Source organism: Roseomonas sp. F4 (assembly GCF_053891155.1).
In genome coordinates this window covers 708,999-721,967 of sequence record NZ_JBSSHK010000002.1, presented here as the reverse complement: position 1 = coordinate 721,967, position 12,969 = coordinate 708,999, and the positions used below count along the sequence as shown (strand labels likewise).

The 12,969-nt window shown below is 69.9% G+C and carries 11 protein-coding genes; 2 read left to right on the top strand and 9 right to left on the bottom strand.

The features are described 5' to 3' along the window. Positions 1 to 41: 41 nt before the first annotated feature. The 9 genes from ACVFYP_RS10825 to ACVFYP_RS10785 all read right to left on the bottom strand — a co-directional run bounded on the left by ACVFYP_RS10825 (position 42) and on the right by ACVFYP_RS10785 (position 10,651). Complete coding sequence (locus tag ACVFYP_RS10825; protein ID WP_499200186.1) at positions 42 to 1,406, bottom strand: hypothetical protein; 1,365 nt, start codon at positions 1,404 to 1,406, stop codon at positions 42 to 44. 143 nt (positions 1,407 to 1,549) lie between these two features. After that, positions 1,550 to 1,939 carry an ATP-binding protein gene (locus tag ACVFYP_RS10820; RefSeq protein WP_499200185.1) on the bottom strand — a complete coding sequence of 130 codons (390 nt, stop codon included), beginning with the start codon at positions 1,937 to 1,939 and terminating at the stop codon, positions 1,550 to 1,552. Positions 1,940 to 1,982: 43 nt separating this feature from the next. Further along, positions 1,983 to 2,318, bottom strand: coding sequence for an STAS domain-containing protein (locus ACVFYP_RS10815; RefSeq protein WP_499200184.1), 336 nt, complete (start codon positions 2,316 to 2,318; stop codon positions 1,983 to 1,985). Beyond that, positions 2,318 to 4,357 carry a SpoIIE family protein phosphatase gene (locus tag ACVFYP_RS10810; RefSeq protein ID WP_499200183.1) on the bottom strand — a complete coding sequence of 680 codons (2,040 nt, stop codon included), beginning with the start codon at positions 4,355 to 4,357 and terminating at the stop codon, positions 2,318 to 2,320. The genes ACVFYP_RS10815 and ACVFYP_RS10810 overlap by 1 nt, the downstream gene beginning before the upstream one ends. Before the next feature lie 3 nt (positions 4,358 to 4,360). Further along, on the bottom strand, positions 4,361 to 5,347 hold the full coding sequence (locus ACVFYP_RS10805; protein ID WP_499200182.1) for an ABC transporter substrate-binding protein: 987 nt from the start codon (positions 5,345 to 5,347) through the stop codon (positions 4,361 to 4,363). Beyond that, complete coding sequence (locus tag ACVFYP_RS10800; protein WP_499200181.1) at positions 5,347 to 7,374, bottom strand: MFS transporter; 2,028 nt, start codon at positions 7,372 to 7,374, stop codon at positions 5,347 to 5,349. The genes ACVFYP_RS10805 and ACVFYP_RS10800 overlap by 1 nt, the downstream gene beginning before the upstream one ends. After that, the gene (locus tag ACVFYP_RS10795; RefSeq protein WP_499200180.1) at positions 7,371 to 8,171 is read right to left on the bottom strand and encodes a hypothetical protein; all 801 of its coding nucleotides are present in this window, start codon (positions 8,169 to 8,171) and stop codon (positions 7,371 to 7,373) included. The genes ACVFYP_RS10800 and ACVFYP_RS10795 overlap by 4 nt, the downstream gene beginning before the upstream one ends. Continuing rightward, on the bottom strand, positions 8,168 to 8,980 hold the full coding sequence (locus tag ACVFYP_RS10790; RefSeq protein WP_499200179.1) for a formyltransferase family protein: 813 nt from the start codon (positions 8,978 to 8,980) through the stop codon (positions 8,168 to 8,170). Before ACVFYP_RS10790 ends, ACVFYP_RS10795 begins: the two co-directional genes overlap by 4 nt. Before the next feature lie 459 nt (positions 8,981 to 9,439). Next, positions 9,440 to 10,651, bottom strand: coding sequence for an MFS transporter (locus ACVFYP_RS10785; protein ID WP_499200178.1), 1,212 nt, complete (start codon positions 10,649 to 10,651; stop codon positions 9,440 to 9,442). A gap of 296 nt (positions 10,652 to 10,947) precedes the next feature. Here ACVFYP_RS10785 and ACVFYP_RS10780 point away from each other — a divergent pair, with 296 nt between their 5' ends. Beyond that, the gene (locus ACVFYP_RS10780) at positions 10,948 to 11,769 is read left to right on the top strand and encodes an alpha/beta fold hydrolase (protein WP_499200177.1); all 822 of its coding nucleotides are present in this window, start codon (positions 10,948 to 10,950) and stop codon (positions 11,767 to 11,769) included. A 2-nt stretch (positions 11,770 to 11,771) separates the two neighbouring features. Then, positions 11,772 to 12,926, top strand: a complete 1,155-nt coding sequence (locus ACVFYP_RS10775; protein ID WP_499200176.1) for a sensor histidine kinase — start codon at positions 11,772 to 11,774, stop codon at positions 12,924 to 12,926. Positions 12,927 to 12,969 lie beyond the last annotated feature (43 nt).

Genomic DNA, 12,969 nt, shown 5'->3' with positions numbered 1-12,969 from the left:
AGGACTCCTAGCGGTCGGAAGCTGCGGTGAGGTGGGCCGGTTCAGAGCCCGAAGAATTTTTTGGCCGCGTTCGTGGCTTTATTGACAGTGCTTTCAGCTTTGCTGACGACGCTGCTGGCGGCCGAAGCCGTCGCCGCCGCAGCACGCTCCAGCTCCGCCGCTGCATCCGCCGCGGCACGCTCGACCTCCGCCGCCGCTTCCGCCGCGATGCGCTCGGCCTCCGCGGCCGCTTCCGCCAGAGTCTCGAAGGTGGCGCTGGCCGTCTCATAGACGGCGGTCACCTCGGCGAGCTTCGCGGCCGCTACGGCAGCGGCCGCCTCCAGCCGATCTGCCGTGGCCTCGGCGCGCTCGAGCGCGCTCTTGCCACCGATCCCCTTGTTGATGGTGCCCCCACCACCAAAGATGGAGTTCATGTGCATTTTTCTCTCCAGCGACTCAGCGGTCTCGCGCGCCACTTCCGCCTTCTCGCGCGCAGCGTCCGCCGCCTCCTGGGCCTCCGCCATCGCGTCGCGCGCCTCCTCGGCCGCCTGCTCCGCCACGACCAGCGCCTCCGCCTCGGTCAGCGCCACGCCCTCGACGACCGCATCGCCCACCGGGGTGACATCCACCGTGCCGCCGACGCCGATATTGGCGCCGCCGAGCAGCACGGCGGCTTCCCCGCTGATGCCGATTGTGATCTCGCCATTCTGCAGGCCGATCTCGGCGTCCACGCCCGCACCCACGGCGCCCGCATCGACATAGCCGATCGAGGCGGTGCCGGAGCCGCCCTCGCCACCGATCGTCACCTCCACCGTGCTGGAGTGGTAGGCGCCGGCCATGATCTCGCCGCCGACCTCCGCGCCTTCCGTGCCGATCGCCACGGTGCCTTCCACCCCGGCCTTGACGCCGATCTCCTCCGTCGTGGTGGTCGTCATCGTGGTGCCGCCGCCCAGATCCTGCTGGGTCGAGATCTCCACCGTCACCGTGCTGCTGGTGCCGGCGCCGGCGGTTGCGCCGATGCCGGTCACGCCGACCTCGACCGCAACCTCGACGCCCGCGCCCGCTTCCAGCGTCACGGTGGTGGTGGTGTTGCCCTCGGTCACGCTGCCGCTGGCATAGGTGCCGGCACCAATGCCGGCGCTGGCGCCCGCGCTGGTATAGGTGATCTCGTATTCAGCGCCCGCCGCCCAGCCGGCACCGGCCTCCAGCGTCACGCCCTCCACCACGATGCTGGTGGAGGTCTCGTCGCCCGTGGACACGCTGTCGGATGCCGCGGAGGGGGTGGAGATGCTGGTGCTGTATTCCGCCTCGTTCTCGTCCTCGCCGCCGCCCGCAGGCGTGCTGGTCAAGGTGCCACTGCCGCCGACGACGGAAGCCAGCGTGGAATCATCAAGATCAGACCAGGCGTTGTTGTCGGGCGCTGTCATCAGATAGTCCTCGATCTGGCGCAGCGCTCGGGGGGCCGGGCCGCGTATGAAACCATCCTGGTTACATCTGCTTTCCGACCTGTGAACCGTCACGGAAACGTTATGCCTGGGTCAGGCCGGAGGACGGCGCCGCGGCGCCTGTTTCAGCCACGCTGCAGCAGCTTCTCGACCCGAAAGCGGTTCTCGCCGTTCTCCCGGTCGTAGCGCTGCGCGTCCGTCATCTCCCGCACCAGGAACATGCCCAGTCCGCCGATAGCGCGGTCATCCAGCGAAGCCTCGATGTCAGGTTCCGCCTGCGCCGTGGGATCGAAGGGCAGGCCGTCATCGATTGTGGTCATGCTGACATGGAGCCCGGCCTCGCGCGGCTCCGCCGCCAGCTCGACATGAAACTGCGCCTCGGTGCCTTCGGGCCAGGCACAGCGCGCGATGTTGGTGACGATCTCCTCCGCCACCAGGCGCAGCTGCATTACCTCCGGCTCCGCTGCGCCGGCGGCCAGCAGATGCGCCTCGATGGCGTCGAGCGTGCTTTCCACTGCCTCCGGGTCACGGTCGCAACGCAACCGAATTTCGACCATCTCAGGGCGCGACGGCAGCAAGGGCGGAGGCTTCATCGTCGCGGATTGTCACCACCTTGTCGAAGCCCGACATGGCGAAGACCTCCCGCACCGTCGCCTGCAGGCCGAACAGGGAAATGGCACCGCGATTCGCCTTGGCCAGCTTCGCCGCCATCAGCACCACGCGCAGCCCCGCGGAGGACACATAGGCCACCTGGGTCATGTCCATGGCCACGCGGCGACCCTGGCGCACTTCCGCCGTCAGCTTGCGCTCCGCATCGGCGGCCGTGCCGGTATCGATGCGCCCGCTGACGCGGTGGATCAGCGCATCCCCATGCACTTCGGTGGTCACATCCATCAGACCGTCTCCTTCTCACGTGTTTGTACGACAGGCGCCGCCTCGACTCCGCGCCAGTGCAGCGCCACCATGGTGATGTCATCCGCCTGCGGCTCGGTCTCTGCGAAGACCTCGACGCTCTGCGCCACAGCCTCGACGAGCTTTGCGGGTCCAGCGAGGCGCGGATCGGCGACGATGGCGGCCAGCCGCGCATCGCCGAACATCGCATCGCCCGGACCCATCGCCTCCGTCACGCCATCGGTGAACATCAGTAGATGGTCGCCCGCTTCCAGCGTCAGGGTCTGGTCGGCGAAATCGATGCCATCCACCACGCCCAGCGCGATGCCGACTTCGACCGGCAGCTCGCCTTCCCGCCCGTCCTCGCAGCGGCGGCGCGGCGCGTTGTGGCCGGCATTGGCGTAGGTCAGCAGGCCGGTGCGGCAATCCAGCACGGCGACGATGGCCGTGGCGAACATCAGTGTCGGGTTGTCCGCCGCCAACATGTCGTTGGCCTGGGCCAGCGCCTCCGCCGGCGTCGCACCGCGACCCATGGCGGCGCGCAGCAGGCTGCGGGCCATCGCAATGAAGATGGCCGCACCGACGCCCTTGCCGGAGGCATCGCCGATCATCAGCACCAAGCGGTGTTCGTCCAGCATGACCAGGTCGCAGAAATCGCCACCCACCTCCTTCGCCGGCACCATCGCGGCATGCAGGCGGAAGCAGGGGCGTTCGGGGAAGGTGGTGGGCAGCGAGGACAGCTGCAGCCGCCGCGCCACGTCCAGCTCCTCCCGCATCCGGTTGAATTGCAGGCGCTCATCCAGCGCCTGGCGCACAAGGGCCAGGTCGCGGGTGCGTTCGGCCAGCAGTTCCGCCATGGCGCGGTGCTGCTGCACCACATGCCCGGACAGCCGCGCGAAGGCCGGGCCAAGGGTGGCGCCTTCGCCTTCCAGCAGGCCCAGGATTTCCCGCCGCGCCGGGCCTTCCAGCACCGCCGTCAGGCGTGCGATCTCCCGCCCGATCAGCGCGCGTTCGCGCAGCCCTGCCAGGCGGTTGCCGGTCTGCAACCGGTCGAGCGCCAGGGTGTTGCTGCGCAGCGCTTCCAGCGCCTCGCCGATCGCGCCTACCTCGTCGCCACGCCGGCCGATGGCGGCGGAGGCGAAGATGTCGCCGCCCGCCACCGCCTGCAGCGCGCGCGCCAGTTCCGTCAGCGGGTCCAGCGCATCGCGGATCACGCCATACAGCGCCCGGCAGGTAACGGCAGCGGCCACGACGAGCAGTCCGAAGGCCACCAGCAGCAACAGGCGACGGGACTGAATCTCCGCCGTGGCATCCGCCAGCACCAGGATCTCGCCCACCACGGCGCCGGCGGAATTCTCCGATGGCGTCGCCTCCAGCCGGAGCAGCCGGCTGTTCATCTGCACCGTCTCCCCGGCCCGCAGCGCCGCCGCCTCCTCGCGCAGGGCCGGCGTGCTGGCGAACAGCGTTGCGCCGCTGCGATCGCGCATCAGCAGATCGGCGCCGAGATGCCGCGCGATCTGCCCGAGTGCGGCTTCCGCCGGCACGCCGAGCGACAGCAGATCCCCCTGCGCGAGACGCAGGCTGGCCACCAGCAGAACCTCACCTTCGGCCGATTCGAAGCCGGCATGCACCTGGCCCGGCACCAGATCGCGTTGCAGCGCGGTGGCGCCGCTGGCCAGCGGGTCCGCCGCGGCGGGGGCGGCCGCCAGAAGCTGGCCCTGGGCACCGACCATGTCGATGCGCCCCACCATGCCGAGTGATTCGCGCAGCGATGCCAACCTCTGCCGCAGCGCCGATTCGTCATTCGCGGCACGCGCCGCGAGCAGCGCCTCATCCATCGCGGCGCCACGCAGCGTGGCGATCAACGGCGCCGCCGCACGGTCCACGGCCTCGCGCAGCGTTGCGGCCTGCAGGCCGGCGCGCAGCGTGGCGGCGCGTTCCTGCCCGTCGCGGAGCACCAGCCAGGCCGGCAGTGCGACCGAGGCCGCGACCAGCAGCGTGGCCAGCGCGAAGAGCAGCAGGATACGGGATCGGAGGAGCATGGCTCAGACGGTCTCCGCAACGCGCAGCAGCCCGACGGGCGGGAAGATCTGCAGGCGCCGCGCGCTTTCCATGCGGATCAGGAAGGACATGCGCGTCAGCGTCTCCACCGGAATCGTCTCCGGCGCACGGCCGCCGCGCAGGATCTGCTCCGCCTTGAAGCCGGTGAAGGCGCCAACGCTGTAGTAGCGGCTGACCAGCCCGGCGAGGCCTTCGGCGAATTGCACGAAGCGCTCACTGGCGGAGAAGCAGGGCAGGCCCTCCTCCAGCGCCGCGGCGGTCAGCACCGCGCGGTGGTTGTTCAGGAAGGTGTCGGGCGGAATATACAACCACTCCGCGCCGGCGCGGCGCGCCTGCGCCACCAGCTCCGGGATCGAATCCGGGTCCGGCCGGCGCGCGGAATCCAGCGCCACCGGGAATTCCAGCACACCATCGCCCAGCAGCCCGCGCATCTGCGCCACCACGGACAGCGAATTGCGCTCATTCGGATTGAAGGTGGTGGCGACGCGGCGGAAGGCGCGGTAGCGCGCCATCGCCCGCATCTGCACCTCGACCGGCGCGATGTACTCCGTGCCCGTCACCGCACGGCCCGGAGCCTCTCGCGACTGGACGATACGGTTGCCGACGGGATCGGTGACGATGTTGAACACCACCGGCACGCCGGTGATGTGCCGTACCGGATCGGGCGCATCCCACGGCCCGAGTGCCGCGATGGCCAGCGAGGTGCCCCAGACATAGACGAGGTCCGGCTTCAGCTCCCGGATCTCCGCCACCAGTCCCGGCACGCGGCGCAGGTCCTCGGCGATGTCGCGCACGATCAGCTCCACCGGGATGCGGCGCGCGGCGAAATGGTCCCGGAAGCCGTCGCAGGCCTCCTCCCAGCCGCGGAACAGCAGCATCACGATGCGGAAGGGGCGCGGCTGGGCCTGTGCCGCGTCCGGTCGCGCCAGCAGCAAGGCAGGTGCCGCCAGCAGATGTCGCCGATGCAGCATCACGCGGCCTCCTTCTGGCGCAGACGCTGGAAGGCCAGCGACAGCGCATAACCCAGGGCGGTTGCGAGCGAGAGCACGCCGAGCGCCAGCATGGTTTCCTGCCCGGTGCCGAGCGCCAGCAGCGCCGCCGCGGCGGGCGGGCCGATGACGCTGCCGAAGCGTTCGGCCAGGCGCAGGAAGCTGAGCATGGCCGCGGAATTCGGCGCGCCGCGCATCAGGCTCAGCCCGGGAATGATCGCCAGCATCGGCGCGGCGGCCAGGCCCTGGGCCAAGCCGGTGCCGATGATCGCCAGCGGCAGCGCCGTCTCCCGGTCCAGCCACAGCGGCAGCAGCAGGGCCGCGCCGTTGAGCACGCCGGCGGCCGCGATGATCAGGCCGCCGCGCCCGCTGCGATCGGTCAGCCAGGCACCGACGAGGATCGCCGGCAGCATGCACAGCCCGTACAGCATCACGTTGCGGCCGATCGCGGCCTGGCTCAGCCCCAGCTCGCGCAGTTCAAGCGGCGCCAGGAAGAAGATGAAGCCGCCCAGCAGCACCTTCGCCGGGATGGCGGCGAACAGCACCAACAGGGCGAAGCGCGGCTCCGCGAAGGCGGCACGCGCGCTGCGCCACAGGCCCATCGGCTTCTGTTCTGTGGCACCACCGGCGGTGAAGGCACGCCAGACCAGCAGTGCGGTGCCGGCCACCAGCAGCATGGACAGGCCGAAGGTGAGGCGGAAGCCGACACGGTCCGCCAGCACCGCGCCGATGGCAGTGCCGCAGACAGCCCCCGTCATCACCGCCGCGGTGAAGCCGCCCAGGCTGCGCGCCACGCGCCCCTGTGGCGCTTCCTGCGCCAGATGCACCTGGCAGGCGATGGTGACGATGGCATAGCCGGCCCCGCAAACCGCGCGCGCGATGGCGAAGGTGGTCAGGTCCGTGGCCAGTGCCGCGCCGACATGGCCGAGCGCCGCCGGCAGCAGCCCGAGCAACAGCGCATCGCGCGGGCCATGCCGCGCCACGATGGCGCCGCCGAAGGGCGTGAACAGAGCGACCGCCGCGACAAAGGCGACGATAGGCAGCGCCGCGCCCATGATGCCGCCCTGCCCGCCGGATAGTTCCATGGCGAAGATCGGGTTGAAGGAGGTGGAGAGCTGTTCCGCGAAGACGAACAGAAACAGCGGCAGGCGGGCGGAAGCCGCACCCGCGCCGAGCCCCTCCTGCACGGCCGCCACGCCGAAGCGAAGGCGTTCACGCACCGCATCCAGCACGGCCGTCGCGCCCTGGGCGGCGCTGGATTGCGCCGCCATCCAGCACAGCCGGTCCCAGCGGTCATTCATCCGGCGCACCAGCACGTTCAGATGCCGCGCCACGCGCCCGGCCTCCGCGCCCATGTCGCCCGGTGCGCGCAGCGTCCAATCGCCAGCGGCCAACCGCTGCTGCAGACGCAGCACCATGCCGATGGGCGCCGCCACGGTGCGGGACAGCACGAAACGCAGGAACTCCGTGGTGGCCAGCAGCACCACAAGCAGAACGATCAGCACATCCCAGCGCATGTCGTCCAGCGCGGTATCGAGACGTGCGCGGGCGATGCCGACATGCAGCCAGCCTGCCACCCGCCCCGATTCCAGCACCGGCAGCGCCGCATCGTAGCTGCCGCCCAGCAGGCGCATCAGCGCGCCGCGCTCAGGCGGCGCGGTGCCGGCCGCGATGCCGGCGAATTCCGCCGAAGCCTGGCCGGCGCTGGCCACCTGTTGTCCCGCGGCATCGGTCAGCAGCACATAGGCAAGTCCCTGTCGTGCCGCGAGCAGGCTGGCCAGGTATTCATCCAGCCCCGACAGCCCATTGAAGGGCACGCCGAGATCGAGCGCACGCTGCAGCGTGCGGGCGCCGATGCTGCCGACGATGGTGGCCTCGCGCTCCAGCTCCGGCCGCAGCTCCGCCTCGAAGCTGCGCAGCGCGGTGTGGGAGACGAAGCCGACCGCGAGGGTCAGCAGCAGCACGGCCACCGCGACGACGCGGGCCACCAGGCGACGATCCGGCGTCATGGCGCGGTGGCCTCCATTGGCTGCTGGCTGGGATGCTCTGCCGGCGGTTCAGCCTCCGGCAGCTGTGCCGCGATCTGCTCCAGCTTCGCCTCCGCCTCGGTCAGCACGGCATCGGTATGGGCGATCGCAACCTGCAATCCGGCGGCGAGGGCGGCTGGCGGTGCGCCGGGCTGCATTGCCTCCTGCATCGCGGCGAACCAGCGCCGCGTATGGCGCGTCACCAGATGCAGGCCGATGGCGCCGGCCGGAATGGCGATGGCCAGCGCCAGCAGCGTCGCCTGCATCATGGCCAGCAGCGCCGCGGCCAGACGCTCATCCACCGCGGAGCGTTCGTAGCGCAGCAGGATCGCGCCTTCCTGCTGGCCGAAGCCATTGATGATCGGCGCGCCGATGCCGTAGCGCGGCCCGTCGCGGAAACGCCAGGTTCCGGCATTGCCCGCGGCGGCCACATGTTCGCGCGGCAAGGCGGATCCCATGTTCTGCCGGTCCGTGTCGAACAGCACGATCTGGTCCGCATCGGCGATGCTGAGCCCGGCGATCAGCGGTTCCGCCGCGCGGCTTCGCTCCAGCAGCGCCTGCGCGCCGGGCACGCCGGCCAAGCGCACGCCGAGGGCCAAGCTGTTCTCCACCGTGCTGCCCAACTCGCCCGCCAGAATTTCCAGCACGCGGGCCTGCTGCTCCAGCAGCATGCGCTCGAATTTCAGGTAGTTCAGCCCCGCCGCCAGGCCGCAGCCCAGCAGCAGCATCGTGGCCAGCACGCCGGTCAGGCGCGTGGCGAAGGAGAGTTCGCCCTTCACGCTGCCTGCCTCTGCGCCAGTCCCGCCATGGGCAGGGCGGACAGCTCCGGCGAGACGGGGGTGAAGGCATTCTCCAGCACCTGCGCGTAGTCGCGCGCGCTGACGATTGGCACCGGCAGGGCGGCGAAATCCGCCGCGGTCGGGAAGCGGAAATAGGCGCCGCCGGCAGGCTGTGGCGTGCCGGCGGGCTGCCCACCGCGGGCCAGCGTGGCGGCGGCGGCGGCGGCGATGGCAACGCCGCCGCTGTACAGGCCCGCCGTGTGCCACATCAGCGAACGCGTCGCATCGAAGGGCACGCGCGACACGCCGAGGATCGGCCCTGTATCGATGCCCCTGTCCACCATATGCACGGTGCAACCCAGCTCACGCTCGCCGCGCAGCACCTGCCAGAAGGGCGCGAACAGGCCGCGATAGCCGGGCAGCGCGCCGGGATGGACGTTGATGATGCCGCAAGCCACCGCATCGATCACGCGCTGCGGAAAGATCAGGCTGAAGCGTGCGGAGATGACGATATCCGGCCGGAAGGACAGCAAGGTTGCAGCACCGCCCTCGGCGCGCATGTCGTGCAGCGGAATCCATTCATCGGTGTGCGGCAAACCCGATGTCGGCGGCTCCATCATCGCCAGTGCGTCGATGGCCACGTCGCGTTCCAGCAGCTTCATCAGACGCAGCGCGGGAACGTCATCTTCCGCCTGTCGCGTCTTCACGCTGCAGAAGAAGCGAAGATTGGCGAAGCCGAGCCGGGCGGCGAGGATACGGGCCGCCAGAAGGCCATGAATGTCCTTCTTGACGCAGATCGCGATCCTCATGCAGTGCCCCTGTGGCTGCGCAACGCAGGCGGCTATGCCGATGCGTCGCGATACGTGGTCTGGGCCTCCTGCCCCGCAGTGGGCGAATGTAACGATGACAGGTTAGGGCATGGCTAACGGCCGCCCTGTTGCGGCTGCGGGCGGCGGCACCGGCGGTTCCGCCGCACAGGTCACGTGGCGTGACGTGGTTCAGGAAAGCGCCGACCAGCACTGACGTATCGTGCAGAAACTGGCCCGGCTGCCGCAGCTACAGCCTCTCGTAGTGTTCCGCACCGGCGTCCAAGACCAGGATATGTGGCGGCAGCGGAATCGCCTCTGCCACTCACCCCACCATCGGACGTCGCGATGCCGAGTCGGAGATCAAAACCCACTAAAACTTGATCTGGATTGTGCCGTGGGTTTGAGCGGCGAGCTCGGTCATGGATGGCGTCGAAGGCTGCACGACGAACCTTGTGGACCTCACACGCTGTCTGGTCGTTCCCGCAACCCACCACGCAGCAGCATCAGACCACAAGCCAGCGAAGGCAGCGCGCAAAGCAGGTATCCGAGCACATAACCCCCGCTCAGCCCGAGCGCCGCGGCGAAGGCCAGCGGCATCAGCAGCGCGCCAAGCTGGCCGAAGGACAGCACGCCGCCCGTGGCCGCGCCGCGCATCCCTTCCGGCGCCAGCCGCGCCGCCTCCGCCAGCAGCACCCCGTTCCATGACAGCGCCGTTGCGCTCAATCCCAGCCCGACCAGGCCCAAAGACAGAAGCGGCCAGCCCGGCCCGGACAGGCCAGCGAACAGGAAGCTGACCGCCATGCCCAGCGCCAACAGCCCCATCACCACACGAGGACTGGTCAAGACGCTGCCAGCCCAACCCCAGAGGATCCGGCCCGGCACCGCGACCAGCGTCGCCACCGAGAAGACCATGCCGGCCACGGCCAGTTCATGTCCCAGCGAGGTCAGATAGACCACGAAGTAGGACATGAAGACCGTCTGCATGCCGTTGAAGACGAAGCAGGCCAAAGCGAGCTTGAACAGTGCGCGGTCGCGCATCACCACCGCCAGCGTGGTGTGGAAGTCCGAGAGGCGGAAGCTCCGCGACGGCACCCGGTCTTCATCGAACTGCGCCCGGAGGGGTTGCAGTACCACCGCCAGCACCAGGCAGGCGGCAGCGGAGGTCAACAGCGCGCCGCGCCAGCCCCACCAGCCAGTCAATAACGGACCCAGCAGCCCAGCCAGCAGCAGTCCTGCCGGCACCGCCGTCTGCTTGATGGAGAAAACCAGCGGCGCGTAGCGCGGCGGGGAATAGCGGCCGAGCAGGTGCGAACTGGCGGGGGTCGAGACCGCCGCCCCTCCGGCGCCGATCAGTGCGGACAAGGCGAAGAAGACCAAGGCGCCATCCGTCGCCACCACCAGCCCCGCCGCCAGCATCAGCAGCGCCACCTGACTGACTCGCAAGGCGCCGTGGCGGATGATGAAGCTGCCGCAGCCTAGCTGGAACAGCAGCGACCCCGCCGCGCCGATTCCGACATAGACACCCAGCCAGGCCGGATCGAGTGCGAGGTCCAGCAGGATGGCGGGCGCGATGACCGAGATCAGGTTTCGGCCGAGCGCCGCGCAGGTCTGTTGCAGGAACATGGCGCTGAGCGCGACCAGCAGCAGATTCCAGGCCTGGCCGCGTCGCATGCTTTCGGACATCCCCCCGGCGCGGTGATTCCCGCCTTTGCCCAGGCCAACGGGCGAGGGTCAGGCCGGGATCATCCACGCCACGACGGCAATTGTGAACCCACGCAGCCCCGCGGTCCGACGAGGTCCAGACTGCGACCGACGCAGGACTCACCGCCCGCTTGATGGCCCGGCACCCGAGGAACGCATCACATGCTCGCGTGAGGCGCGCGCGTCGTGATGATCGGGCGGCGGCGCAATGTTAAGCGTTTGGCGTCAGAAAGGTGCGCATATGTCCGTCTTTGGAGTTTTCCTGGTTGCATTCCGACCGATTCCTGGCTCTCCACAATGTCAGGCGCCTGGGCCATGGACCACTGCGCATCCTCCTCGCCCATGGCTATGGCTGCGACCAGTCCATCTGGCGGCTGGTCGCGCCATTGCTGGCAGGTGATTTCGAGGTGGTGCTGTTCGACCATGTCGGCGCCGGCGGGGCCGTCGCCGCCTATGACCCTCGCCGCCATGCGGCGCTGGATGGCTATGCCGAGGATGTCTTGGCGATCTGCCGGGCCCTGGGGCCGGAACCGCTGGTCTTCGTCGGCCATTCCGTCAGCGCGAGCATCGGCGTCCTCGCCGCGGCCAGGGCGCCGGAATGCTTTGCCCGGCTGGTGCTGCTGACCCCCTCCCCCCGCTACATCAACGATGGCGACTATGTCGGCGGCTTCACCGCCGAGGATATCGAATCCCTGCTCGCGCTGCTGCAGGCTGACCAGGAGGGTTGGGCCGCCGCCATGGCACCCACCATCATGGGCAATCCCGACAGGCCGGAACTGGCGGAAGAGCTGGAGGCGCGCTTCTGTCGGTTGGACCCCGCCGTGGCGCTCGGCTTCGCCCGCGCCACCTTCACCGCGGACAACCGCGCGGACCTCGCCCGGGTGCGGACGCGGACGCTGGTGGTGCAATGCGCCGATGATTCCATCGCCCCGCCCAGCGTCGGGGCCTTCGTGCGCAACCAGTTGCCCAATGGCACGCTGGAAACACTGGCCGTCTCCGGCCATTGCCCGCATCTCTCGGCCCCGGCGGAGACGGCCGCCACCATCCAGGCCTTCCTGGCGGACCTTGTCCGGCCCGAGCGGAGGTGACCTTGCCGCAGGAGATACAGGCCGACGCTCTGCAGCATTTCTACGAGGACGCGCCCTGTGGCTATCTGTCCTGGCGGATCCAGGATGGTGTCGTGCTGAGCGCCAACCGCACCCTGCGGCGCTGGCTTGGGGCCTGGGAGCCTGTCGCACTCTCCGGACGCTTCCGGGACCTGCTGACCCCACCCGGCCGGATCATGCACGAGACCCGCCACACACCTCGGCTACGCGCCGGTGGGGCGGTGGAGGCCGTGGCACTGGAACTGGCCTGCGCCGGCGGCCAGCGCCTGTCGGTGCTCGCCCATTCCCAATTGCTGCCGGACGGCCCCGGTGGCGGATCCGTCGTGCATACCTCGCTGTTCAACGCCACCGTCTATCGGCGATACGAGGAGGGCCTGGTGGCGGCGCGGCGGAGGGCCGAGCAGGCGGAGGCAGAGGCCCGCCTGGCGCTGGCCGCGGCCGAGGCGGCGGCGCAGGCCAAAACCGGCTTCCTGGCGGCGATGAACCATGAATTCCGCACACCGATCGGCATCGTCTCCGGATTCACCGGCCTGTTGCGGGCGGAGGCTGAGGCCGGAGGGCCGGGCGCCGCGCGGCTGGACTGGCTGCGCGATGTCGAAGCGGCCTCCGACCACCTGCTGACGCTCCTGGAAGATGCGACACTTTTCGCCCGGCTGGACGACATGGCGCGCCGCATGGTGGTGCGGCCCGTGGCGCCAGGACGCCTCGTCGACTCCGCCCTCGCCCTCGCCGCCCCGGTGCTGGAACGGCTGCGGATTCAGACCAGCACGTCGGAGATGAAGACGCTGCCCGGCTTTCGCGCCGATCCGTCCCTGGCGGCGGAGGCCTTGGCCTGCGGGCTGCGGGAGATCGCACGGCTGGCGCCGCGGGACGCCCATATCAGCATCGAGGCGACGGCGGACGCGCAGCTGGCCAGCATCAGCCTGATCTGCCCGACGCTGGAGATGGGCGAAGCCGCGCTGGCCGATTTGCGCGCGCCCCTCGCCCCCTCCGCCTGGCTGGTGCGGGGGCTGCAAGGCTCCGGCCTTGGCATCGCCGTGGCGCAGCGCATTGCGGAGCTGCATCAGGGTCGGTTGCGGATCGAGGCGGCGCCACTGGGCGGGCTGCTGCTAGCACTGGACCTGCCGCAGGGCGATTGAACGGCACCGCGCCCAGCCATCGCAATTCCGTCTGACCCATCCT

Coding starts and splice junctions, on each gene's coding strand:
- ACVFYP_RS10825 (WP_499200186.1), bottom strand. CDS start 1,406: ATGACAGCGCCCGACAACAACGCCTGGTCTGATCTTGATGATTCCACG.
- ACVFYP_RS10815 (WP_499200184.1), bottom strand. CDS start 2,318: ATGGATGTGACCACCGAAGTGCATGGGGATGCGCTGATCCACCGCGTC.
- ACVFYP_RS10810 (WP_499200183.1), bottom strand. CDS start 4,357: ATGCTCCTCCGATCCCGTATCCTGCTGCTCTTCGCGCTGGCCACGCTG.
- ACVFYP_RS10805 (WP_499200182.1), bottom strand. CDS start 5,347: ATGCTGCATCGGCGACATCTGCTGGCGGCACCTGCCTTGCTGCTGGCG.
- ACVFYP_RS10800 (WP_499200181.1), bottom strand. CDS start 7,374: ATGACGCCGGATCGTCGCCTGGTGGCCCGCGTCGTCGCGGTGGCCGTG.
- ACVFYP_RS10790 (WP_499200179.1), bottom strand. CDS start 8,980: ATGAGGATCGCGATCTGCGTCAAGAAGGACATTCATGGCCTTCTGGCG.
- ACVFYP_RS10785 (WP_499200178.1), bottom strand. CDS start 10,651: ATGCGACGCGGCCAGGCCTGGAATCTGCTGCTGGTCGCGCTCAGCGCC.